The sequence below is a fragment of the Flavobacterium sp. genome (assembly GCF_044377315.1).
Taxonomy (GTDB): domain Bacteria; phylum Bacteroidota; class Bacteroidia; order Flavobacteriales; family Flavobacteriaceae; genus Flavobacterium.
The window spans coordinates 1-22785 of sequence record NZ_JBILJG010000021.1 but is presented as its reverse complement, the minus strand read 5'-3'; the positions used below and the strand labels follow the sequence as shown (position 1 = coordinate 22785).

Annotated in this window: 24 protein-coding genes and 2 pseudogenes; 10 read left to right on the top strand and 16 right to left on the bottom strand. The window is 31.1% G+C overall.

All coding sequences use genetic code 11. The features are described from left to right. Positions 1 to 12: 12 nt before the first annotated feature. The 6 genes from ACIQ66_RS07960 (at position 13) to ACIQ66_RS07935 (ending at position 6469) form a co-directional block, all read left to right on the top strand. The gene (locus tag ACIQ66_RS07960) at positions 13 to 660 is read left to right on the top strand and encodes a flavin reductase family protein (protein WP_396212269.1); all 648 of its coding nucleotides are present in this window, start codon (positions 13 to 15) and stop codon (positions 658 to 660) included. After that, positions 657 to 2165, top strand: coding sequence for a deoxyribodipyrimidine photo-lyase/cryptochrome family protein (locus tag ACIQ66_RS07955; protein ID WP_396212268.1), 1509 nt, complete (start codon positions 657 to 659; stop codon positions 2163 to 2165). Before ACIQ66_RS07960 ends, ACIQ66_RS07955 begins: the two co-directional genes overlap by 4 nt. After that, positions 2131 to 2274, top strand: a complete 144-nt coding sequence (locus ACIQ66_RS07950) for a DUF2256 domain-containing protein (protein WP_396212267.1) — start codon at positions 2131 to 2133, stop codon at positions 2272 to 2274. The genes ACIQ66_RS07955 and ACIQ66_RS07950 overlap by 35 nt, the downstream gene beginning before the upstream one ends. Before the next feature lie 64 nt (positions 2275 to 2338). Continuing rightward, entirely contained in the window at positions 2339 to 3874 is a 1536-nt protein-coding gene (locus tag ACIQ66_RS07945; protein WP_396212301.1) for a cryptochrome/photolyase family protein, read from the top strand. Between the two features lie 84 nt (positions 3875 to 3958). Then, positions 3959 to 5251 carry a DASH family cryptochrome gene (locus ACIQ66_RS07940; RefSeq protein WP_396212266.1) on the top strand — a complete coding sequence of 431 codons (1293 nt, stop codon included), beginning with the start codon at positions 3959 to 3961 and terminating at the stop codon, positions 5249 to 5251. Between the two features lie 48 nt (positions 5252 to 5299). Then, positions 5300 to 6469, top strand: a complete 1170-nt coding sequence (locus ACIQ66_RS07935) for a proline dehydrogenase family protein (RefSeq protein ID WP_396212265.1) — start codon at positions 5300 to 5302, stop codon at positions 6467 to 6469. A gap of 151 nt (positions 6470 to 6620) precedes the next feature. On the opposite strand, the gene ACIQ66_RS07930 is transcribed toward ACIQ66_RS07935, so the two are convergent. The 4 genes from ACIQ66_RS07930 to ACIQ66_RS07915 all read right to left on the bottom strand — a co-directional run bounded on the left by ACIQ66_RS07930 (position 6621) and on the right by ACIQ66_RS07915 (position 9278). Then, positions 6621 to 7058 carry a sensor of ECF-type sigma factor gene (locus ACIQ66_RS07930; RefSeq protein WP_396212264.1) on the bottom strand — a complete coding sequence of 146 codons (438 nt, stop codon included), beginning with the start codon at positions 7056 to 7058 and terminating at the stop codon, positions 6621 to 6623. A gap of 6 nt (positions 7059 to 7064) precedes the next feature. Beyond that, positions 7065 to 7475, bottom strand: a complete 411-nt coding sequence (locus ACIQ66_RS07925) for a hypothetical protein (RefSeq protein ID WP_396212263.1) — start codon at positions 7473 to 7475, stop codon at positions 7065 to 7067. 30 nt (positions 7476 to 7505) lie between these two features. Further along, positions 7506 to 8048, bottom strand: coding sequence for an RNA polymerase sigma factor (locus ACIQ66_RS07920; RefSeq protein ID WP_396212262.1), 543 nt, complete (start codon positions 8046 to 8048; stop codon positions 7506 to 7508). 66 nt (positions 8049 to 8114) lie between these two features. Beyond that, the gene (locus tag ACIQ66_RS07915) at positions 8115 to 9278 is read right to left on the bottom strand and encodes a transcriptional regulator (RefSeq protein WP_396212261.1); all 1164 of its coding nucleotides are present in this window, start codon (positions 9276 to 9278) and stop codon (positions 8115 to 8117) included. 338 nt (positions 9279 to 9616) lie between these two features. Here ACIQ66_RS07915 and ACIQ66_RS07910 point away from each other — a divergent pair, with 338 nt between their 5' ends. Continuing rightward, the gene (locus tag ACIQ66_RS07910) at positions 9617 to 10000 is read left to right on the top strand and encodes a hypothetical protein (protein ID WP_396212260.1); all 384 of its coding nucleotides are present in this window, start codon (positions 9617 to 9619) and stop codon (positions 9998 to 10000) included. Positions 10001 to 10179: 179 nt separating this feature from the next. Here the strand turns inward: ACIQ66_RS07910 and ACIQ66_RS07905 are convergent, their stop codons facing one another. From ACIQ66_RS07905 to ACIQ66_RS07895, 3 genes are all read right to left on the bottom strand, one after another. Beyond that, positions 10180 to 10317, bottom strand: a complete 138-nt coding sequence (locus tag ACIQ66_RS07905) for a hypothetical protein (protein ID WP_396212259.1) — start codon at positions 10315 to 10317, stop codon at positions 10180 to 10182. 66 nt (positions 10318 to 10383) lie between these two features. Further along, positions 10384 to 10794 (bottom strand): thiol-disulfide oxidoreductase DCC family protein, encoded by a 411-nt coding sequence (locus ACIQ66_RS07900; protein WP_396212258.1) that lies wholly within the window; start codon positions 10792 to 10794, stop codon positions 10384 to 10386. Between the two features lie 127 nt (positions 10795 to 10921). After that, positions 10922 to 13096 carry a DNA mismatch repair protein MutS gene (locus ACIQ66_RS07895; protein WP_396212257.1) on the bottom strand — a complete coding sequence of 725 codons (2175 nt, stop codon included), beginning with the start codon at positions 13094 to 13096 and terminating at the stop codon, positions 10922 to 10924. 64 nt (positions 13097 to 13160) lie between these two features. Between ACIQ66_RS07895 and ung the strand changes: the two genes are divergently transcribed. Then, positions 13161 to 13826 carry a uracil-DNA glycosylase gene (gene ung / locus ACIQ66_RS07890; RefSeq protein ID WP_396212256.1) on the top strand — a complete coding sequence of 222 codons (666 nt, stop codon included), beginning with the start codon at positions 13161 to 13163 and terminating at the stop codon, positions 13824 to 13826. 121 nt (positions 13827 to 13947) lie between these two features. Here the strand turns inward: ung and ACIQ66_RS07885 are convergent, their stop codons facing one another. From ACIQ66_RS07885 to ACIQ66_RS07845, 9 genes and pseudogenes are all read right to left on the bottom strand, one after another. Further along, entirely contained in the window at positions 13948 to 14880 is a 933-nt protein-coding gene (locus ACIQ66_RS07885) for a transglutaminase (RefSeq protein ID WP_396212255.1), read from the bottom strand. A gap of 18 nt (positions 14881 to 14898) precedes the next feature. Beyond that, a complete protein-coding gene (locus ACIQ66_RS07880; RefSeq protein WP_396212254.1) occupies positions 14899 to 15750 on the bottom strand; it encodes a substrate-binding domain-containing protein in 852 nt (283 codons plus the stop codon). A 129-nt stretch (positions 15751 to 15879) separates the two neighbouring features. Next, positions 15880 to 16413 carry a GNAT family N-acetyltransferase gene (locus tag ACIQ66_RS07875; RefSeq protein ID WP_396212253.1) on the bottom strand — a complete coding sequence of 178 codons (534 nt, stop codon included), beginning with the start codon at positions 16411 to 16413 and terminating at the stop codon, positions 15880 to 15882. Continuing rightward, positions 16414 to 16671 (bottom strand): hypothetical protein, encoded by a 258-nt coding sequence (locus tag ACIQ66_RS07870; protein WP_396212252.1) that lies wholly within the window; start codon positions 16669 to 16671, stop codon positions 16414 to 16416. Beyond that, positions 16668 to 17045: a VOC family protein gene (locus ACIQ66_RS07865; RefSeq protein WP_396212251.1), complete on the bottom strand. Its 378-nt coding sequence runs from the start codon at positions 17043 to 17045 to the stop codon at positions 16668 to 16670. Before ACIQ66_RS07865 ends, ACIQ66_RS07870 begins: the two co-directional genes overlap by 4 nt. Before the next feature lie 47 nt (positions 17046 to 17092). Continuing rightward, on the bottom strand, positions 17093 to 17959 hold the full coding sequence (locus ACIQ66_RS07860; protein ID WP_396212250.1) for a nucleoside phosphorylase: 867 nt from the start codon (positions 17957 to 17959) through the stop codon (positions 17093 to 17095). Between the two features lie 56 nt (positions 17960 to 18015). After that, positions 18016 to 18348, bottom strand: coding sequence for a translation initiation factor (locus ACIQ66_RS07855; protein WP_396212249.1), 333 nt, complete (start codon positions 18346 to 18348; stop codon positions 18016 to 18018). A gap of 47 nt (positions 18349 to 18395) precedes the next feature. Next, positions 18396 to 18793, bottom strand: a pseudogene (locus ACIQ66_RS07850) (GxxExxY protein). 174 nt (positions 18794 to 18967) lie between these two features. Then, a complete protein-coding gene (locus ACIQ66_RS07845; RefSeq protein ID WP_396212248.1) occupies positions 18968 to 19921 on the bottom strand; it encodes an isopenicillin N synthase family dioxygenase in 954 nt (317 codons plus the stop codon). 179 nt (positions 19922 to 20100) lie between these two features. On the opposite strand from ACIQ66_RS07845, the gene ACIQ66_RS07840 reads away from it, so the two are divergent. Together ACIQ66_RS07840 and ACIQ66_RS07835 are read left to right on the top strand one after the other, a co-directional pair. Next, positions 20101 to 22077, top strand: coding sequence for a thiamine pyrophosphate-dependent enzyme (locus ACIQ66_RS07840; RefSeq protein WP_396212247.1), 1977 nt, complete (start codon positions 20101 to 20103; stop codon positions 22075 to 22077). A 15-nt stretch (positions 22078 to 22092) separates the two neighbouring features. Next, positions 22093 to 22785, top strand: a pseudogene (locus tag ACIQ66_RS07835) (M13 family peptidase); the annotation flags it as partial.

Here is a 22785-nt window from a genome sequence, read left to right as displayed (position 1 = left end):
ATTTAATTTCAAATGAGTAAAATTCATATCAATAAAGTTCAAATAGAACAACTTGAAAAACCAAAAAGAGTTAATCTAATTAATAGTTTAGGAGGTTTTAAAAGCGTTGCATTGGTTGGAACTTCTGATGAAAATGGAAACGAGAATCTAGCCATTTTTAGTTCGTTTTTTCATATTGGTGCCAACCCACCATTAATTGGAATGATATTTCGTCCAAGTCCGCCAGAACGAGATACACTTTTTAATATTCTTGAAACAGGTTTTTATACTATTAATCATGTCAACGAATCTATTTATAAACAAGCACATCAAACATCGGCTAGATACGATAAAGAAATTTCAGAATTTGAGATGACGAATTTAAATTCAGAATATAAAAATGACTTTCACGCACCATTTGTAGCAGAAAGTAACATTCAATTAGGGATTGAATTTAAAGAGAAAATCGATATTTCTATTAATAATACTGTCATGATAGTTGGAGAAATTGTTCAAATCTACATTCCAGAAAACTGTTTATACGATGATGGTTTTATCGATTTAGAAAAAGCAAATACAATTACTTGTGCCGGTTTAGATAGTTATCACAAAACCATTCAGTTAGACCGATTAAGTTACGCAAAACCCGATAAAGAAATTACTTCATTACTAAAAGTTTGAATAAAAAGGCTATAAATATTGTTTGGTTCAAACGTGATTTACGTTTTACAGATCACGAACCGCTTTATCTAGCACAACAGCAAGAGATTCCGATTTTATTAGTTTATTTCTTTGAGCCTTCCGTAATGAATTATGATGATTCCGATGTTCGTCATTGGCGGTTTATATACGAGTCGTTAAAGGAAATGCAAGTCAAATTAAATTTAATTTCTGCAACTATTTATATTTTTCAAAGTGAAGTACAATCAGTTTTTAATGAATTGAATAAAATATATGATGTAAAAACTGTTTTCTCACATCAAGAAATTGGAAATAAAATCACTTTTGAAAGAGATATTGCAATGCATCATTTTTTTGATTCAAATGAGATTTTGTGGAAACAATCACAAATGCATGGCGTAATTCGTAAGTTAAAATCAAGAAGCAATTGGGATAAACTTTGGGAACAAGTAATGCGTGATGTTCCAAAAATGGTTGATTTGAATGCTTTAAAAGTGGAAAGCTTGGAAACCGATTTCTATATAAAATTGAAAGGAAACGAACTATCAACAGAAATCACAACTCGAAATAAAAACTTCCAACAAGGTGGAGAATATTGGGCTTGGCGTTATTTGGATAGTTTTGCAAAAGAGCGACATGTGAATTATAGTAAACACATTTCCAAACCCAATTTAAGCCGATCGGGCTGTAGCCGATTGTCACCTTATTTGACTTATGGAAACATTAGTATGCGAATGATTTATCAATATACAAATCAGCATTACGAAGCGTCAAAAAACAAAAGAGCTATGTTAAATTTTGTTTCTCGACTGCATTGGCATTGTCATTTTATGCAAAAATTTGAGGATGAATGCCGCATGGAATTTGAAAACATAAACAGAGCTTATGATTCTTTAATTAAACCTAAAAATGAAAGCTACATAAAAGTTTGGCAAGAAGGCAAAACCGGTGTTCCAATTTTAGATGCATGCATGCGATGTTTGGTTCAAACAGGTTACATTAATTTCAGAATGCGAGCAATGGTGGTTTCGTTTTTTACTTTTAATTTATGGCAAGATTGGCGCGAATTACATTTTTTGGCTCGACAATTTTTGGATTACGAACCTGGAATTCATTATCCGCAAATCCAAATGCAATCGGGAACAACTGGAATAAATACCATTAGAATTTACAATCCAATTAAAAATTCCGAAGAACACGATTCAGAAGGGATTTTTATCAAGAAATGGATTCCAGAATTGACAGAAGTTCCAGTAGAATTGATTCACGAGCCATGGAAATTAAACGCAATAGAACAACAGTTTTACAATTGCGAAATTGGTAAAGATTATCCATTTCCAATTGTAGATATTGATGAAACTCGAAAAAAAGCAAGTGATATCGTTTGGAGTTTTCGTAAAAATGATGCTGTCAAAGAAGAAGGAAAACGAATCTTAAGCAAACACGTTAGTAATCCAAATAAACCTAAAAATGAGAGGAGTAAAAAAGCAAAACCTTCCAAGTAAAATATGTACCGTTTGCCAAAAACCATTCACGTGGCGCAAAAAATGGGAAAAAGTTTGGGACGAAGTCAACTATTGTAGCGATAAATGTAGAATGTATAAAACTAAATAGCCACTGATTCACAGATTAGAAATTAAATAAAAAATCTGTGAATCTGTGGCAAATAAAAATGATGATGTCAAAAACGTTACGATTAATTCTCGGAGATCAATTAAATAGCAATCATTCCTGGTTTAAAACCGTCGATGATTCAGTTACTTATGTGTTGATGGAAATTCGTTCCGAAACCGATTATGTCAATCATCACATTCAAAAAGTAGTCGGAATTTTTGCTTCAATGCAAAATTTTAAAAATATTTTACTATCTAATAATCATAAAGTTACCTATGTTTATTTAAATGGTAAAAACAACTTACAATCCTTTGAAAAAAATATTCAAAACTTGATTTTAAAACACAATTTTACTCATTTTGAATACCAATTTCCAGACGAATATCGAGTTGATTTAGATTTAAAAAAACTTTGTGAATCCATTTCAATAACAAGTTTGGCAATCGATTCGGAACATTTTTTTACATCTCGAAATGAACTTGGCGATTTCTTTGAAGTAAAGAAAATCTTTTTGATGGAAAGTTTTTATCGTGCCATGCGAAAAAAACATAACGTCTTGATCCAAGGCGATAAACCGCTCACAGGTCAATGGAATTATGATGGTGAAAACCGAAAAAAGTTACCCAAAAATCATAAACCAATTACTCCATTAGTTTTCAATAATGATGTTTCTGAAATACTTGAAGAAATTAACAAAAACGATGTAAAAACTATTGGTACTATTGATGGTAAAAACTTTTTTTGGCCAATAAATAGAAAGCAATCTCTAGAGTTATTAGATTTTTTTGCAGAAGAATGTTTGCAATTTTTTGGCAGTTATCAAGATGCGATGACTACAAACGAGTGGTCATTATATCATTCTCGAATTTCATTTTCGATGAATGTAAAAATGATTTCACCTAAAGAAGTAATCGATAGAGCAATAGAAGAATGGCAAAAACGTCCAAACGAAATAGAATTCAATCAGTTAGAGGGTTTTGTGCGTCAAATAATTGGTTGGCGCGAATACATGCGAGGCATTTATTGGAACAAAATGCCCGAATTTGCAAGCATGAATTTTTTTAACAATCAAGAAAAATTACCTAATTGGTTTTGGACAGGTAAGACCAAAATGAATTGCATGAAAGATGCTATAAATCAATCGTTACATTATGCTTATGCGCATCATATTCAACGTTTAATGATTACAGGAAACTTTGCTCTTTTGGCAGGAATTCATCCCGACGAAATCGACGCTTGGTATCTTGGAATTTATATTGATGCTTTTCAATGGGTTGAAATTACAAATACTCGCGGTATGAGTCAATTTGCTGATGGCGGTATTGTAGGCACAAAACCTTATGTAAGTTCGGCATCGTATATTGATAAAATGAGTCATTATTGCGGAAGTTGTTTTTACAAAAAAGCACTAAAAACAGGCGAGAAATCTTGTCCATTTAATAGTTTATATTGGAATTTTTATGACCGAAATGAAGATAAATTGTCAAAAAATCCAAGAATCGGAATGATGTATAACGTATGGAGAAAAATGAAATCCGAAGACAAAATAGCGCTATTAGAGCAAGCAGATTATTATTTGAAAAATATAAATGAATTATAAGTTTAAAAGTTTAAGGGTTTAAAAGTTTAAGGGTTTAAATTTTTGTAACTAGTAACATTAAACTAAAACAATAAAATAAAAAGAATGAGAACATCAATTGTTTGGTTTAAAACTGATTTACGATTACATGATAATGAAACACTTATCAAAGCAATTGCACAAAGTGATAAAATAATTCCGGTGTATTGTTTTGATGAATCATATTTGGTTACCACTGAATTTGGATTTAAAAAAACAGGAAGTTTTAGAGCGCAATTTTTATTAGAATCGCTAATTGATTTAGATAACAATTTAAGAGCAATTGGTTCAGGATTACTGATTGTAAATGGAAAACCTGAAGTTGAAATTACTAAAATTGTACAAGAATATAAAGCAACTAAAGTTTTTGCAAAACGTGAAGTTTCTTATGAAGAAAAAAAGACAGAGGCTAGAGTTCAAGAGGAATTATTCAAATTGAAATGTGAACTTAAAACATTTAGCACAAGCACTTTATATCATGCAGAAGATTTACCTTTCTCAATAAAAGATATTCCTGATGTTTTTGCAATTTTTAGAAGAAAAACAGAAAAAGATGCTCTTATCAGAGTTTCATTTGAAGAGCCAAATGAGTTGAAATCTCCAGAAATAAAAACTTTAAAACTACCAACATTAGAAGAATTAGGAATAGATTGTAAAGCAATTGATTCAAGAGCAGTTATAAAATTTAAAGGTGGCGAAACCGAAGCGTTAAAACGTTTGAAACATTATTTTTATCAAACTAAATGTATCTCACATTACAAAGAAACCCGAAACGGAATGGTTGGTGCCGATTATTCATCAAAATTTTCTGCGTGGTTAGCTTTAGGTTGTATTTCACCTAGATTCATTCATGATGAATTAAAAAAATATGAAAAGCAATTTGGAGCCAACGAATCGACTTATTGGATGGTTTTTGAATTGTTGTGGCGTGATTATTTTAGATTTATGATGAAAAAATACAACACTAAATTCTTTCAACAAGCTGGAATTCAAAACAAAGGAATAGCTGTAAACAAGTATAATGCAAGTCAACTTCAAGATTGGATAAATGGAGAAACAGGAATCGATTTTGTTGATGCTAATATGATTGAATTAAAGTTAACAGGTTTTATGAGTAATCGTGGACGCCAGAATGTAGCGAGTTATTTGTGCAATGATTTAAAACTCGATTGGCGATTTGGTGCAGCTTATTTTGAACAACAACTTATTGATTATGATGTTTGTAGCAATTGGGGAAATTGGGCATATTTAGCAGGAGTAGGCAATGATCCAAGAGGAAATCGCTATTTTAATATAGAAAAACAGGCTTCTGATTATGATAAAGATAAAAAGTATAGGAATTTGTGGTTAAAATCATAAAATTAATTCTAAAACTCTATTTATATTTGCATGATTAATAAAATTTCGATGAATAAAATTTTCAACAATACCGAAGTTGCTTTCTCATTAAAAAGCGATACTGAATTAGATAGAGCGTATTTTCTTTTCAAAATGATTTCCAACGAACCGTTAGTTCGAATTGGAACTGCAGTTACCAACTTTGCTTTAAAGGCACATTTACCCGTAGATGGTTTGATTCGTGCTACCGTTTTTGACCACTTTTGTGGTGGAGTGAATGAAATGGATTGCCTTTCTGTAGTTGATAAGATGTACACTAAAGGTGTATCATCAGTTTTGGATTATTCTGTGGAAGGTAAAGAAGAAGAAGCACAGTTTGATGCGGCTTTAGAAATGACTTTAAAAACAGTTGAGTTTGCCAAAGAACGTCAGGCGATTCCGTTTGCAGTTTTTAAACCAACGGGTTTAGGACGATTAGATTTATATACAAAAGTAGGAGAGAAGCAACCACTTTCTACAGAAGAACAAGCTGAATGGGATAAAGTAAAACAACGTTTCGAAATTATTTGTAAAACAGCTCATAGCAAAGATGTTGCATTGTTAATTGATGCTGAAGAAAGTTGGATGCAAGATGCCGCAGATGATTTGGTTGAAGATATGATGCGCAAATATAATAAAGATAAAGTAATCGTTTTCAATACTTTACAAATGTATCGTTGGGATAGAATGGATTATCTGAAGACATTGCACGAAAGAGCAAAAACTGAAGGTTTCTTCATTGGAATGAAGTTAGTTCGTGGAGCTTATATGGAAAAAGAGCACAAACGCGCCGAAGAAAAAGCCTATCCAACTCCAATTTGCGCTTCGAAACAAGCTACTGATGCTAATTATAATGCTGCAGTTGATTATATGATGAAGTATATTGATAAAATGGCAATATTTGCCGGAACACACAATGAAGAAAGCTCGTATAAGTTGATGGAAATGTTGAAAATGAATGCTATTGAAATAATAGATCAGAGAATTTGGTTTGGACAATTATACGGAATGAGTGATAATATTAGTTATAACTTAGCTTCCAACGGATATAATGTTGCAAAATATTTACCATTTGGACCAGTACGAGATGTTATGCCTTACTTAATTCGAAGAGCAGAAGAAAATACATCGGTTGCAGGACAAACAAGTAGAGAATTGAATTTACTTAAAACAGAGAGAGATAGAAGAAAGCTAAAATAAAAACAATAAATATCGAGGCTTATTTGGCCAAAAAAAAGTACAGATTCATTAAAATGTATTAAAGAATTAGTTCAATTTTTCGATAACTTTTTAATTTACAAAGTTTGTTGAATACTAACTTGTTTTTCTATAAACTTTTGTTTTCCAGTACTTATTTTTTATCTTTATACTGTTTTAATAATTTTCTATTAAAATCTTCGTCTGCTTTTTTAAGCTTTAAAATTTTTGTTACTGGTAAAATTACTTTTAAATCAGAAATAAATTTTTTTCTCAATTGATACAACTCATCTTCCGTTTTTTCCATTTGAGCTAAAGCAGCTGCTGCTTCTTTTTCGGTCAATTTATCATCTGAATTATCTAAACGATTCCTATAACCTTTTATTTTTTCTTTTTTTATTTCTCTTTGCTTGTCTTCAAAAGTATTGTAAAGTGGCCAAAATTTTTCTGCTTCTATTGTTGTCAAGTTTAACTCATTGGTTAAAAAGGCTACTTTTGAAGCTTTAATTTGATTTCTAAGTTTTCCATCTTGGGAAAATGTCAAAGTAGAAATTAAAAGAGCGATTAGGGTAATTAAATTTATTTTTTTCATGCTATTTTAGTATAAGTTTTTTTCTAAGTCGATGTTTTCTAGGTCAATTGCTTCTGATGAAATGTCTTCTAAATTATAGTCAATATTTATTTCTTTTAGGTCATTTTGATCTAATAAATCAACAATATCATCTTGCGAAACGGTTGAATGTTCAAGTATGTAGGATTCTAATTCAGAAGTATTTAGTTTGTTTGAATTGTTTTGTAATAAATAAAAAGTTGGAATTGTAAAGGAAACAATTAGAATTGCCGCAGCCGTTAAAAACCAATTTTTATTAGAATGATATAACGAAATCACTTTTGGTTTTTCGGATGGTAATTGTTGCATTACTCTATCGGAAAAATCGTTGAAATAGTTCTCAGGAATAGTAAATCCTATTTCTATTTTGGGTTCGTTTTCTAAGTTAAAATTCTTCATATTTATTAGACTTTATTTTTTGCAAAAAGTTTAATTTAATTTCATATAATCTTCAATTTTTTTGACCGCATGATGGTAAGATGCTTTTAATCCTCCAACAGAAGTGCCCAAAATTTCAGAAATATTTTCGTATTTTAGTTCTTCAAAATATTTCATTTTAAAGATTAATTTTTGCTTTTCGGGCAATAAGTTAATGGCTTTTTGCAATTTTAATTGAATTTCATTTCCATCAAAGTAAACATCTGATTGCAAATTTTCTATAATTTTTGTTTGCAATTCTTCGCTGGTTGTACCATTTCTTTTGGCTTTGTTGTTGATAAAAGTAATAGCTTCGTTAGTTGCAATTCGGAAAATCCATGAAAATAACTTGCTTTCACCTTTGAAGTTTTTTAAATTTTGAAATATTTTGATAAATGTATTTTGCAAAACATCATCCGTATCATCATGATTTAGAACTATGCTTCTAATATGATTGTACAAAGGTTTTTGGTAATGGTTCAAGAGTTTTTGAAACGCCTGATTTTGCGTTTTCGGATTCAATAATTCGACTATAAATTCTTTTTCTTCTTGCAAGGTAAGATTACTTTATAGTAATTTGACTATAAAAATGACAATAGGTTTAATAGGCAAAATAGTTTTTTATTGAGGTCGATTCAAATCAGGAATAGCGATAGGTTTTTCAATATCGTTTGGTGATTTTTTTTCTAGTTTAATATCTGAAACTGGACTTATGATTGTTTTTTCTGTTTTTGCTTTAGGAATATAAGTAAGGTATTCTACTTTTTTAGGAATCAAAATTGGAATGTAAATTACTGTTTTCCATAGAGATGATTTCTTTTCGTTAGCCAAAGATTTAAGGTATAATTCGATAAATGGTTGTGAAAAATCTTGTTTAATTCCTTTTTGAAGCATGTATTTTTCAATTTTGGAATAGGTTTCATTCAAATGTGAATAATCGCCTGTTAACGTTGCTTTTACCGCTTGGAAAGCTTCAGATTTTCCGCTTAAAACTTCACTTTCTGGACCAGTTATAAATTCTTCTTTCAAATCGATACAAACCCAAAAATTGGTAAAATCATTAGTAGTATCATATTTATTAAATAAAATATAAGGTTGGCCTTTTGACTTGATATTATTTTTTTGTAAAAATTTATCAATTTTTGGCAGAATTGCTCTAAAGTTTTTGGTAATATTTGAAATCTTACTATTGATTGGGTAGTAGGCATAATAGTTGCCCATTTTGGTAACTTGTCCGTTTACAACAATAGTATAAGTGCTAATTTCTTTGTGTAAAGAATTGTCAATTGTAGCTAGGCTTTTCTCATACATTTTGCCCAATATTTTATCTGGACCACCATTGAGCATGGTGTAAATTTTGAAGACAAAAGGCATCACACCTTTGCTTCTCCAGGTAACTTTTGTTTTGCCAAGTGTATCTTTAAAAGTCCAGTAAACTTCTGATTCTGAATTGTTAAAAACTATTTTTTGAGTAATAGTTTTATTTTCTTTAGTATCAGTTGTTGTAAAACTACCAGAATCATCTTCGTTTTCCCATGAAAAAGAAGCGCCTTTTCCAACCGTATTTTTTGAAAAAATATAATCAGTTTTTGTTTCATTTACTGGAGGATTATAAAAGTATTCCCAATTTTTATAATCGTTTATGTAGTTGTATAAAGTAGCTCTTTGTGAATTTATTATTCTACTTCTTACAACATCATAATTACCTCTTTGAGTTGCAAAAAACATACTCATTGCAAAAGCTGCAAGTAATAGTAGTAGAAATAAATATTTTAAAATTCTCATTTAGTAAGCTAAAATATAATAATGTAAATTTAAGATAAAATTGTTAAAATGTAAATAATACGATACATTTTTTTATCTTTTCATAAATACTTTTATAATAAATAGAATAATGATAAAAAGGATAAAGCCAATTAATACTTTATAACTTCCTTTATAGAAAAATTGGTGCATCGAAGCGTCTTTTCTATAAACAAAAATGGAAGCAATTATGAATGCTATCACAAATAAACCTGCAAAAATTAATTGTCCAGTGCTAAACATGTTTTTTAAATTTTTGTGTAAAAATACTTATTTATTATCAAAAAAATGTATTTTGCATCTTCAAAAAAATCAATACTATGCAAAATAAACTCAATGCTGTCAAAGAATTCCATACAGCTTATAAGCTAGGATATAGTGAAACGATGAAAGCCGATTTGGGCGAACAAAAAAATTTACTTCGTTATAATCTAATGAAAGAAGAAAACGAAGAATATCTTGAAGCAGTTAAAAACAATGATATTGTAGAAGTTGCCGATGCACTTGGTGATATGTTATATATTTTGTGTGGAACAATTATTGAACACGGTTTACAAGATAAAATGGATGCTGTTTTTAACGAAATTCAAAGAAGTAACATGAGTAAACTAGGCCAAGACGGACAACCAATTTACAGAGAAGATGGAAAAGTAATGAAAGGTCCAAACTATTTCAAGCCTAATTTTGATGAAATTCTTAAGTAGTCTCAGTTTACAGTCGCAGTTATTAATATCTAAGTATTCATATTGATGGAGAATACAAGGTTACATGTCAATATTTTATTGAGTAAGAGAATAAAATATTATTTTGCTATGGTAACTGTAAATAAACTGAAATTTAACGCATATTGTCAACACCGACTGACAAATTAATTTAGCTCGTTTTAGTCTTTTCTCTTTTTGTCTGTAAACATTAATAAAAAAATAGCTCCGACCAATCCAGTTATGACAAGAGTAAAAACTCCTATCATAATAAAAGTGCCATTGTCGTGAGAATAAAGCGGAATAAATAATTTGTTCATAATTTCATCAGTTTAGTTGTTCAAATTTATTTTAATTTACTGAATCCAAATATGATAATTGTCATACTACAGAAACTTCGATTTTATGGCAGGTGTTGGCAACATGCAGCTGTCTTTTTTACCATACCATTTATAACGATTTTTGGCAACAAAATCATAAAGGAAATTGGCTGATTTTCCAAGAAATCTTAAATAATAAACCAATTTATACCAACTATCAAATTCTTTTGCAATTTGGAATATAGCTTCTGCTTTATAATAATAAGCAATTCCTGGTTCATACAATAAAATACTATCAATAGATTTTGTGTTGACACCAATATAGTTAAGAATTTCTTGTCCTAAATCAGACTGCAAGGCTACAAACCTAAAAACATCTTTTTTATCATACTTTATGATAAACTGAACAGAGTTGTCGCACAAATTGCAAACACCATCAAAGAGAATTATTTTTTTATTTTTAGGTAAATCTTGCATTTTTATTATGATTTGTTGTTTAAATATTGGAATTAATTTATGCTTAACTCTTAAACATTTAAACTCTTAAACTTTTAAACTCTTAAACATTTAAACTCTTAAACATTTAAACTCTTAAACTTTTAAACTATTTCTTTAAAGCATCTACAAACTCTAATGTATCTATACTTACTGTTGAAGTAAAAACACCATAATTTACAATAGCTTTATTTTTTTCAATTTTATCAATCGTTCCGATAGCTTTTCCATCAAACATTCTTACTCTATCACCAACTTTTAATGTTACTTTTGGTTTAATTAATTGTACTTCTTTTTTCTTTTTTCTATCTTCTATTTTCTTTTCTCTTATTTCTTCTACAATAACTTTCACTTCTTCAACTACTTGTTTATGAACTACTTCTTTGACTTTCTTTTCTTTAAAAGTGAGTTTTCTTCTTTTTGAATTTTCAATCTCAACTATTTTAAGAAATTCACCAATTAGAGTCTTCTTATCTTTGTTATTAAAATACGTTTCAGAAATATCGTCAATCTTTTGTCCCATGTAAATTAGGCGCTGATTGGCATCGTATAATTCTTGGTACTTTTCTAATTTATCTTGAATTTTGGCATTGATGATTTCCATCTTCTTGCCTTCTTCACGTGCTTTTGTTTCTTCTTCTTTTAGATTTGTTGCCGTTTTTTCCATTTTGGAACGCTCTTTTTGAAGTGTAGCAATTGTTTTGTCAAAACGTACTTTTCCACCTTCAATTTTCTTTTTGGCACGATTTATTAATCCATATGGAATTCCGTTTTTCTGAGCTACTTCAAACGTAAATGAGCTTCCGGCTTGACCTAAAATAAGTTTGTATTTTGGTTCTAATGATTTTTCATCAAAAAGCATATTCGCATTAGAAGCAAATGGCAATTCATTAGCTAATATTTTCAAGTTTGAATAGTGTGTTGTAATAATACCAAAAGCTTCGCGGTGGTAAAATTCTTCCAAGAAAGTTTCAGCTAAAGCACCACCTAATTCTGGGTCAGAACCTGTACCGAATTCATCAATCAAGAACATAGTTTTAGAATTACATTTCTTCAAAAAGTAGTTCATGTTTTTAAGTCGGTAACTATAGGTACTTAAATGATTTTCAATAGATTGATTATCTCCAATATCTGTTAAAATTCTATCAAACAAAAAGGTTTCGCTTCGTTCGTGAACAGGAATTAGCATACCGCTTTGCAGCATTAATTGAAGCAATCCAACCGTTTTTAGCGAAATAGTTTTTCCGCCAGCATTTGGTCCAGAAATAACTATAATTCTGTTTTGATTGGTTAATTCAATTGTTTGCGGATATGTAATTTCCTTTTTTTCTTTATTATTTAGATACAAAATAGGATGAAAGGCATCTCTAAAAAACAAACGCTTTTCTTCAACTATTTTTGGTAATAATCCATTGATTTTATTAGCATATTTAGCTTTAGCAGCAATAACATCAACATCACTCAAAAACTCCTGATAGCTTTTTAGAAGCTCTAAATATGGGCGAATATCGTTGGATAGTTGTTTTAAAATTCGAGTAATTTCCTCTCGTTCTTCAAATTCAAGATTGTTTAATTCTCTTGAATATTTTAAAGTTGCTTCTGGTTCAATAAATGCAATACTTCCTGTTTTAGAATTTCCTAAAATTGAACCTTTTACTTTTTTTCGATACATGGCTAAAACTGCTAGAACTCTACGATTTTCGACAAAACTTTCTTTAATTTCATCTAAATAACTTAGCGAATTGTATTGCGATAATGCCATTCCAAAACTTTGGTTGACTTTGCCACGAACCAAACTCATATCTCTACGAATATTGACCAAATCTGGCGATGCATTGTTTTTGATTTCACCATATTTATCAACTACTTCGTCAATTTTTTGAATGATGACTTTAGTAAATTCTATTTGAGAAGCTTTTTCGTTTAACTTAGGGTAATAATCATTAAATTTTTTAAGAAAAAGAAGCAAAACATTAACGGTTTCAGACAAAGCTGCCATTTTTCGGAAGCTACTAACTTCTAAAAAGCTATCTTCAATAGCCAACATTTTCAAATCGGAAGTGATAGTTTCAAATCCGTGATTTGGAATTGCATTATTATTGGTAAAAGACGAAACGTATTCAGATGTTTGTAGCAAAGCGTTCATTAATAATTCTTTATCTTTAAAAGGAACTATTTGCAATGCTTTTTGTTTTCCAATTTCGGTGTTGCAAATTGCCGAAATGGTTTCCAAAATAGTGTTGAATTCTAGGTCTTGAAGTGTCTTATCTGTAATTGAAATCATTTTTATAGTAAAAGGTCAAAGTTACAAAGTTTTAAAGTATTTATATTTGTAAAAAAATATTAAAATGCAAGTCAACATTCATCCATCTTGGAAAGCTATTTTAGAGCCAGAATTTGAGAAACCTTATTTTATTGATTTAATGCAAAAGGTTAATAATGAGTACGCTAATTTTACTTGTTTTCCACCAAAAGAGTTGATTTTTAATGCTTTTGAAAAATGTTCATTTGATGATTTGAAAGTGGTTATTATTGGTCAAGATCCATATCATGGTGAGGGTGAAGCTAATGGTTTGTGTTTTTCGGTTAATGAAGGTGTAAAAATTCCGCCTTCGTTGCGAAATATTTTTACTGAAATAAATACTGAATTTGATGCTATTTTTACTCCAACTTCAGGAAATTTAGAACGTTGGGCTAGGCAAGGAGTTCTTATGTTAAATGCTACATTGACGGTTAGAAAAGATGTTGCCAATAGTCATAAACACCTGAAATGGCAAACCTTTACTGATGCAGTTATTGAATTGATTTCTGATAAAAAGGAAAATGTGGTTTTTATGCTTTGGGGAAATTTTGCTCAAAAAAAAGGTTTGAAAGTCAACAAAGGAAAACATTTGGTTTTAGAAAGTGGTCATCCATCTTTTGCAAGTGTTCATAAAAAATGGTTTGGAAATAATCATTTTATTTTATGTAACGAGTATTTGTTTTCTAAAAATAATGTTGTTATTGACTGGTAGCAAAAGAAAAAAAGAATCACCCTCTAACCCTGATTGCAGTGGCACGAAGTAGAACGGAAAGCAGGAATAAGGATTGTAGATAAAGCCCGAGCCACCTGCCTGCCGGCAGACAGGTTCGCTTCTAATTCAAAGTCAATGCTCCTAAAATAACTTCGTGCATAAATGGTCCGCCTGGATAATGAGCTGTATAATCGAGGTTTAACCAAATTTGATTGCGCTCATCTATATGATAATGAATGGTTTGCCCTTTGCTTTCTTCTACAAAAAGTTCTTTTTTGATTAGGTAATTTATGGCTTCAAAGTCTTTTCTAGAACCAATTAGAATTTCGGGATAAATATGTCCGTCGGTGTGAATAAGTCTCGGAATTCCACCAATAGATTTGATACAAGCTGCCATCAAAATGGAATGATCGTCGCAATCGCCCGACAGGTAACGTAAAGATTCAGAAGCAGTTGCAATGTAATCTTTTCCTTTGGGATCGCTAACATAATTCCAGCGAGAATTAATTTCTTTGAAAACGGCAAAACATTGAATAATAGTGCGATAATTGCTGTATTCTTTTAAATCATTAAAATTTTTGATTGTTGCCATTATCGCAAAACTTCTCACTTTTGGATTGTCATATTGAATAGCATCAATTACTTTAGATTTGTTAGGAAACGGCAATAATTTGGAAATAATAATATCTTGTGGATTTGGATCTTCTGACATCGAATAAAGCATATAGCGATAGTCTTCAAAAACGCTTTTGAAACCATAACCGCCAAAAACAGTTCCGATAAAAAGAATGATTAAATATAGGAAAATTGAAACAAGCGTTACTCTTCGCATAGCTCGTAATACCAACTGAATCAATACTATAATTGTGGTGAAAAGTAATATTCTATCTAAATGCAAACCCCATTGAAGGTCAATAAAATTTTGATGAGCAATTAAAAAAACAGGAATGGCTAGCAAAACATTCAAAACAAAAATAATAATCATATCCCAAGGTTTTTTGACTTGGAATTTGGCAATTAGTTGCTCATAAGTAAGTTTTTCTTTTTGAATCATAAACGCATTGTTGCAAAGCTATACGGCTTTAACAATCGAAGCAAATGTACCGATTTTATCAATAATTTTGAGTTCAAACAACTGATTTTGAATTTTGTTTAACATATTTTCAGTTAATGATTTTTGTGACCATTCTGTTAAACGCAACCATTCTTGAATATCTTCTGTTTTTTGATGGTATTTGGATGCTAAAGTTTTGTCAATACTCGGAATTTCTTTGAATTCTCGTGTTGTCAAGTTAATGATTTCTAGAATTTGCGAAATTGCATTTGGATATTTTTTCAAAAAATCTTCTCGAACGGCAATTACAAAACATGGCCATGGAGTAGGACAATCGGCTATTCTTCTTAAAATTCCTTTGTCAACAAGAGGTTTGGTCATAAAACGTTCCCACATAAAATAATCGGATTCGCCTTTGGTTAAGCTTTCAACAGCGCCATCAATGGTATTTACAATTTCAAATTGAAGATTTTCGGTATTCCAACCTTGATTACTAGCATTGACATAAGCCATTAATTGCGATCCTGAACCTAATCTTGAAATGGCTACTTTCTTATTTTCTAAATCGGAAAGCGTTTTGAATTTTGAGTTTGCAGCCACATGAATACCCCATATCAATGGGCTTTCCACATAAACTTGCACAATTTTAGAAGGATTTCCAGCGTTTATATCTTTTACAATTCCTTCTGATAAAAGTATAGCAATATCAGTTTCACCATCGCGAAGCATTTGACACATTTTGCCAGTGCCTTCGGGAACGTCAATCCATTGCAAATCAATTCCAACAGCTTCAAATTCGCCATTTTCAATGCATAAATGCCATGGAAGATTGAAATGTTCGGGAACGCCTGCTATTTTTATGTGCTTCATTTTTAAGTTTATGAGTTTAGAAGTTTAAACGTTTAAAAGGTATTGTGTTACTGCTTCATGTTAATTTTTTGCCACAGATTTACACAGATTAAACGGATTTTGTTCTGAGTTATATCAACTGAAAACTGCTTACTGCGACTGCTTACTAATTTGCCACCATTTCCAAATAACTCCGTCTTTATCTGAATAATCTTCCATGAAATTGAAACCTACTCTCTTTAAAACATGATTAGACGCACCATTTTCAGAATGAGTATAAGCGTTCATTTCTTTGATGTTCATTTGGAAGAAACCAAAATCAAGCCATGCTTTTGAAGCTTCAGTGGCGTATCCTTTGTTCCAAAATTTTACGTTCAAACGATAGCCATAATCGTAGAAATTAGTATTTCCGTTTTCTACATGATCGTTTACAAACTTGATTCCTGTCCAACCTATAAATTCGCCAGTTTCTTTTAAGATTGTAGCAAAACGACCAATTTTATTTTCTGCATATTGTCTTTGAACATATTCAATTACTTTTATGCTTTCATCAATAACAACTTCGGGTTTTTGCCAAAGGTATTTGTGAACATTTGGGTTTTTGTTCATTTCAAATAATGCTTCAGCATCAGATAAATCTAATGGTCGAAGCAGTAATCTTGGGGTTTCTAGTATTAAATTCATTTAAAAATTAATTGCTAATCCATTAATAAAATATAAAATTACAGCTATTGAAATTATACTTTCAACAACAAAAAGTTTTTTAAAATTAAACATTTTACTTTGAAAATAATAATCAACTACAACAAATAATAATCCGAATAAAGGATACATTAAAAAGTAAAATGAGAAATCATTATATAATCTAATTACTATAACTAATGACATTAAAAAAATTATAAACCCTAATATATTGAATGGAGTATATTTATAGTCTTTCATTTTATTTTCAAATGTGAAATTACAACGCGATATCCATCTGGATCGAGAATCATTTTACCATTTTCATTCCAATAGGAATTTTTGGCTTTAATGAACTCCATTTTATTTGTTTTTAATTTATCGTGAATCAGTTCAAATTCTAATTTAGTATTTGGATAAAAAACTAAAATATCTTCTTCACCAAAATTAAATGTAACAATCTCGTCCGATTTGGTAAATTCTAAATACCAATTTTCATTGGGTTTACCTATAAAAACGCCATCATAACCATTGTGATTTTCAAAACCACCAAGCAATTCCAATCCTAAAATATCAATATAAAAGGATTTGAGTTGTTCTAAATTGTTGGTATGTCTTGCGAATCTGAAAGTCATATTTTCACATTTCTAAAATCAAAAATCGTTAATCTTCAATCGTTAATCTATTCCGCCAATTTATCCAAAGCATATTCAATCAAGGCATCAACCGCTTTGTATGGATCTTCGCTAAAAGTTCCTGTAGCGCGATTTGCAATGATTGCATTTAAGGATAAACATTGATGTCCAAGTAATTTTCCTAAACCATAAATGGCTCCAGTTTCCATTTCAAGGTTAGTCATTTTGATGCCTTCAAATTCAAATTTGTCCATTTTACTGTTCAATTCTGGATCTTGAATGTCTAATCTCAAAACTCTTCCTTGTGGGCCATAAAAACCACCTGCAGTTCCAGTAAAACCTTTATAGATTTTGTTACTTTCCAGACGTTTTTCAAGAATTTCACTTCCTTTAATTACATAAGGACGACCTTTTTTCATATCCCAATTGGTTTGAGCAATAAAAGCGTCTTCCATAGCAGTTTCTGAAATTTCATCAATTAAATAGGAGCGAAGCATGTTGTCCAATCCCAATCCGTATTGACTCATAACAAAACTATCGCAAGGAATATCGGCTTGTAATGAACCTGAAGTTCCAATTCGGACAATGTTCAACGAAGTCAATTCTTCTTTGATTTCACGAGTTTTCAAATCGATGTTTACTAAAGCATCCAATTCATTCATAACAATGTCAATGTTATCTGGACCAATTCCGGTGGACATTACGGTTATTCGTTTTCCTTTGTAAATGCCAGTTTGTGTTTTGAATTCACGTTTTTGCTTCGAAAACTCAATGCTTGAGAAATGTTTAGTAATTTTTTCAACTCTATTTTGATCACCTACAAAGATGATGTCTTTTGCAATATGTTCCGGTTTTAGGTTCAAGTGATAAACACTTCCATCCGGATTCAATATTAATTCTGATGATGCAATCATTTTTTTATTTTTTATGAGTTACTTCGTACTTCGTATTTTGTACTTCGTACTTAAAATTATCCTCCAACTCTTTTAGTTTTAAATCCTTTGTCTTGTAATAATTTCATTATTTTATCACGATAATCACCTTGAATAATGATTTCGCCGTCTTTGAATGTTCCTCCAACAGCGAGTTTGTTTTTTAATTCTTTTGCTAACAATTTGAAATCTTCATCTTCACCTTCATAACCTGAAATAATGGTTGTGGGTTTTCCTTTTCGTTTTTCAAATTTACAAATCATTGGTTCTTTTTGAACGAATAATTCGTGGTTCTTTTCCTCAACGATTTCTGGTTCGTTAGAAACCTCGAGGTCTGGGAATAGTTTTTTTAGTTGTTCTTGTAAGTCCATATTTTTTAGCACGCGGATAAAACGGATTCGCTTAAGCGAAACGCTAATTAAAACTGATTTTTTCTATTCTTTCTTTTATTCTCGTAAATTCTTCTTCTGAATTCAGGTTTCTTACCAAAATTCAATAGTAATCCAACTTCACAATCTGTCCCTCTTAAATAATTTAATAACTGATTTTCAAATTCTTCAACAATATATTTAACTGCTTTCAATTCTAAAACAACTTTGTCCTCAACAATTAAATCGGCAAAATATTCTCCAACTTCGTATCCTTTATAAAAGACTTTTATTTTCTTTTGAGGAATAACATTAATCCTTTATTTCTTAATTCAATTAGTAAAGAATTTTGATAAACTTTTTCAAGGAAACCGTATCCAAGTTCGTTATAAACTTCATAAAAAGTTTTCAAAATAATATCGGTTAAATCTTTGTGTAATAATTCCATTTGGCATATATTTTAATAATTTATTTTCAAAAATCTGTTTTAATCTGCGTTTTACGAAGTAAATCCGTTTCATTCGCGTTCCATCGTGGCGTATATTTTTTTAAATTTTTAAACAAAAAACCAAACCCCAAAACTAATTGGAATTTGGAATTTTACTATTGGAATTTCATACTTTTATTTCTTAATCAATCCTAAATCAACCAATCTTTCATATAAATAGTCACCTGCGGTAATGTCTTCATATAATTTTGGATTATTTTCGTCGATACATTCAGGTAAGCAATTTAATTTCATGTCGCTTACAGGATGCATGAAGAAAGGAATAGAAAACCTAGATGTTCCCCAAAGTTCTCTTGGCGGATTTACCACTTGATGAATCGTTGATTTTAATTTGTTGTTAGTATGTCTTGATAACATATCACCAACATTAATCATCAATTCGTCTGGTTGAGCCATAGCATCAATCCATTCGCCATCGTGATTTTGAACTTGCAATCCTTTTCCTTGCGCGCCCATTAAAAGTGTAATCAAGTTGATATCGCCATGAGCAGCAGCACGAACAGCGCCATCTTTAGGTTCGTCAGTGATTGGTGGATAATGAATTGGACGTAAAATAGAATTTCCGTCTTTGATGTAGTTGTCAAAATAAAATTCATCTAGCCCAATATGTATTGCCAAAGCTCTTAAGACGTATACACCTGTTTTCTCAAGCATTTTGTAAGCTTCTTTGCCAGTTGAATTAAAGTTTGCTAATTCGTTAACAGTAACATTTTCAGGATATTCGTTAGCATATTTTGAACCTTCACTTACATACTGACCAAAGTGCCAAAACTCTTTCAAATCTCCAGCAGAACGACCTTTTGCATGTTCTTTTCCAAAAGAAATATAACCACGTTGTCCGCCAATTCCTGGAATCTCATATTTGGCTTTTGTTTGTAATGGAAGACTAAAGAAGTTGCGTACTTCTGAATACAAATCTTCTACCAATTTGTCATCTAAAAAATGACCTTTTAATGCTACGAAGCCAATATCTTCATAAGCTCTTCCGATTTCATTTACAAATTTTTGTTTACGTGCCGGATCATCCGACAGGAAATCACGTAAGTCAACACTAGGAATTTGTTGCATACTAAAACTTTTTTGTTAATAACTAAAATTGGTTTTTTACCAATCATATCTACAAATGTAAAGCTTTTTTCAATTTCAGCAATGAAAGTTATCAACAATTTAAAAAAAAAGTCTATTTACAAACAATACCATATTTTTTTGCTATTTTTGAACATTAAATATATATACAGCATCATAAAATGAATTTTGAAAGAAAAAATCTTACCGATACACAGTTATTAGATTTATACAAAAGATTACTAAAACCAAGACTTATCGAAGAAAAAATGCTGATTCTTATCCGTCAAGGAAAAGTTTCTAAATGGTTTTCGGGTATTGGTCAAGAAGCTATTTCGGTTGGAATAACTGCAGTCTTAGGAAAAGACGAATACATTTTGCCAATGCACAGAAATTTGGGTGTTTTTACTAGTAGAGATATTCCTTTATACCGTTTGTTTTCGCAATGGCAAGGAAAAGCAAGTGGATTTACCAAAGGTCGTGATAGAAGTTTCCATTTTGGTACTCAAGAGTATAAAATTATTGGAATGATTTCGCATTTAGGACCTCAAATGGGTGTTGCCGATGGAATTGCATTAGCCAATAAATTAAAGAAAAATGGAAAAGTAACCGCAGTTTTCACTGGTGAAGGTGCTACTTCTGAAGGTGATTTTCATGAGGCTTTGAATATTGCAGCAGTTTGGGATTTACCCGTTTTGTTTGTAATAGAAAACAATGGTTACGGACTTTCAACACCAACAAGTGAACAATATAGATGTGAAAATTTAGCCGATAAAGGCGTTGGTTACGGTATGGAAGCACATATTATTGATGGAAACAATATTTTAGAGGTTTTCAACGAAATTTCTGAAATTGTAGAATCCATGCGTACCAATCCAAGACCTGTTTTGTTAGAGTTTAAAACCTTTAGAATGCGTGGTCATGAAGAGGCGAGTGGTACCAAATATGTTCCTCAAGAATTGATTGATGCTTGGGCAGAAAAGGATCCTGTTGAAAACTACAAACGTTATTTGATTAAACAAAATATTTTATCGGAAGCGCAAGATGAAACGATGAAAAATGAAATCAAGAAAGAAATTGATGATCATTTATTGATGGCAAATACTGAAGCTGAAATTGTAGCTTCTTATGAAGATGAATTGAATGATGTTTACAAACCTTATGATTTTGAAGAAGTTAAATCTTCTGGTGAAGTTGAAGATATTCGTTTTATTGATGCTATTTCACATAGTATGAAGCAATCTATGCAACGCCATTCTAATCTTGTGATTATGGGTCAAGATATTGCCGAATACGGTGGTGCTTTCAAAATTACAGATGGTTTTGTCGCTGAATTTGGCAAAGAAAGAGTTCTAAATACACCAATTTGTGAATCGGCTGTTGTTTCTGCCGGTATGGGATTGTCTATTAATGGACATAAGGCTATTGTCGAAATGCAATTTGCTGATTTCGTTTCGACTGGTTTTAATCCTATTGTAAATTTGTTGGCAAAATCGCATTATCGATGGCTTGAAAAAGCAGATGTTGTGGTCAGAATGCCTTGTGGTGGAGGCACGCAAGCGGGACCATTTCATTCGCAAACTAACGAAGCCTGGTTTACTAAAACACCAGGGTTAAAAGTGGTTTACCCAGCCTTTCCTTATGATGCAAAAGGTTTATTGAACACTGCTATAAATGATCCAAATCCTGTGTTGTTTTTTGAACACAAACAATTATATAGAAGCATTCACCAAGAGGTTCCAAAAGACTATTACACTTTACCTTTAGGAAAAGCATCTGTTTTACGAACTGGAAATCAAATTACCATCATTGCTTTTGGTGCAGCTGTGCATTGGGCAATAGAAACATTGGATAAAAATCCTCAAATTTCGGCTGATTTAGTTGACTTAAGAACGTTGCAACCACTTGATAAGGAAACCATTTATGCTTCGGTTATGAAAACCAACAAAGTAATTATTCTGCAAGAAGATTCTATGTTTGGAGGAATTGCAAGCGATATTTCGGCTATGATTATGGAAGATTGTTTCGAATATCTTGACGGTCCAGTTAAACGTGTAGCTAGTTTAGAAACTCCAATTCCGTTTACCAAAGCATTGGAAGATCAATATTTACCAAAATCAAGATTTGAAACAGTCTTAAACGAATTGATGGCTTATTAATTTTACAAAAAAAACATGAAAACCTATTTTAAAATACTTTTACTTGCTGCCATAACAATAGCAAGTTGTTCCAAAAAAGAAACGGCTTTTATCGATCCATTAGTGACTAATAGAGATACACTTGTTGATCCTTCTCAAGATTTTTTCAATTACGCTAATGGCGGTTGGTTCAAGCGAAATCCAATTCCGGCAAGTGAGCGCAGTAATGGAATTTTCAGAATGATTCAAGATACAATAAATAATCAAATCAAGTCTATTTGTGAAACTTCGGCTAAAGAAACCGATGCTGAAAAAGGTAGTACTAAACAAAAAATAGGCGATTTCTATGCTTCAGGAATGGATACCATTGCCATAGACAAAGCTGGAATTGCTCCTCTAAAAGCGGAATTAGCCAAAATTGACGCTATAAAAGATGTGCCTAGTTTGTTACAATCTATTGGTTATTTGCACACAATTGGTTGTTCGCCTGCTTTTAGTTTTTATGTTGGTCAAGATGAAAAAAACAGTGCTAAAAATGCACTTGCTTTGTATCAGGGTGGGTTAGGACTGGGACAACGCGATTATTATTTCAATACCGATGCTGAAACGGTTGCTATTCGTGCAGAATATGTAAAACATTTGCAAAAAATGATGGAATTAGCAGGAATTACTAATGCAGCCGAAAAGGCTACAACTATAATGAAATTGGAAACCGATTTAGCAAAAGCT

What these genes read in the sequence shown, in the direction of transcription:
- ACIQ66_RS07960 (WP_396212269.1), top strand. Translation starts at nt 13, where the DNA reads ATGAGTAAAATTCATATCAATAAAGTTCAAATAGAACAACTTGAAAAA.
- ACIQ66_RS07950 (WP_396212267.1), top strand. Translation starts at nt 2,131, where the DNA reads ATGAGAGGAGTAAAAAAGCAAAACCTTCCAAGTAAAATATGTACCGTT.
- ACIQ66_RS07945 (WP_396212301.1), top strand. Translation starts at nt 2,339, where the DNA reads ATGTCAAAAACGTTACGATTAATTCTCGGAGATCAATTAAATAGCAAT.
- ACIQ66_RS07940 (WP_396212266.1), top strand. Translation starts at nt 3,959, where the DNA reads ATGAGAACATCAATTGTTTGGTTTAAAACTGATTTACGATTACATGAT.
- ACIQ66_RS07935 (WP_396212265.1), top strand. Translation starts at nt 5,300, where the DNA reads ATGAATAAAATTTTCAACAATACCGAAGTTGCTTTCTCATTAAAAAGC.
- ACIQ66_RS07930 (WP_396212264.1), bottom strand. Translation starts at nt 7,058, where the DNA reads ATGAAAAAAATAAATTTAATTACCCTAATCGCTCTTTTAATTTCTACT.
- ACIQ66_RS07925 (WP_396212263.1), bottom strand. Translation starts at nt 7,475, where the DNA reads ATGAAGAATTTTAACTTAGAAAACGAACCCAAAATAGAAATAGGATTT.
- ACIQ66_RS07915 (WP_396212261.1), bottom strand. Translation starts at nt 9,278, where the DNA reads ATGAGAATTTTAAAATATTTATTTCTACTACTATTACTTGCAGCTTTT.
- ACIQ66_RS07910 (WP_396212260.1), top strand. Translation starts at nt 9,617, where the DNA reads ATGCAAAATAAACTCAATGCTGTCAAAGAATTCCATACAGCTTATAAG.
- ACIQ66_RS07905 (WP_396212259.1), bottom strand. Translation starts at nt 10,317, where the DNA reads ATGAACAAATTATTTATTCCGCTTTATTCTCACGACAATGGCACTTTT.
- ACIQ66_RS07900 (WP_396212258.1), bottom strand. Translation starts at nt 10,794, where the DNA reads ATGCAAGATTTACCTAAAAATAAAAAAATAATTCTCTTTGATGGTGTT.
- ACIQ66_RS07895 (WP_396212257.1), bottom strand. Translation starts at nt 13,096, where the DNA reads ATGATTTCAATTACAGATAAGACACTTCAAGACCTAGAATTCAACACT.
- ung (WP_396212256.1), top strand. Translation starts at nt 13,161, where the DNA reads ATGCAAGTCAACATTCATCCATCTTGGAAAGCTATTTTAGAGCCAGAA.
- ACIQ66_RS07885 (WP_396212255.1), bottom strand. Translation starts at nt 14,880, where the DNA reads ATGATTCAAAAAGAAAAACTTACTTATGAGCAACTAATTGCCAAATTC.
- ACIQ66_RS07880 (WP_396212254.1), bottom strand. Translation starts at nt 15,750, where the DNA reads ATGAAGCACATAAAAATAGCAGGCGTTCCCGAACATTTCAATCTTCCA.
- ACIQ66_RS07875 (WP_396212253.1), bottom strand. Translation starts at nt 16,413, where the DNA reads ATGAATTTAATACTAGAAACCCCAAGATTACTGCTTCGACCATTAGAT.
- ACIQ66_RS07870 (WP_396212252.1), bottom strand. Translation starts at nt 16,671, where the DNA reads ATGAAAGACTATAAATATACTCCATTCAATATATTAGGGTTTATAATT.
- ACIQ66_RS07865 (WP_396212251.1), bottom strand. Translation starts at nt 17,045, where the DNA reads ATGACTTTCAGATTCGCAAGACATACCAACAATTTAGAACAACTCAAA.
- ACIQ66_RS07860 (WP_396212250.1), bottom strand. Translation starts at nt 17,959, where the DNA reads ATGATTGCATCATCAGAATTAATATTGAATCCGGATGGAAGTGTTTAT.
- ACIQ66_RS07855 (WP_396212249.1), bottom strand. Translation starts at nt 18,348, where the DNA reads ATGGACTTACAAGAACAACTAAAAAAACTATTCCCAGACCTCGAGGTT.
- ACIQ66_RS07845 (WP_396212248.1), bottom strand. Translation starts at nt 19,921, where the DNA reads ATGCAACAAATTCCTAGTGTTGACTTACGTGATTTCCTGTCGGATGAT.
- ACIQ66_RS07840 (WP_396212247.1), top strand. Translation starts at nt 20,101, where the DNA reads ATGAATTTTGAAAGAAAAAATCTTACCGATACACAGTTATTAGATTTA.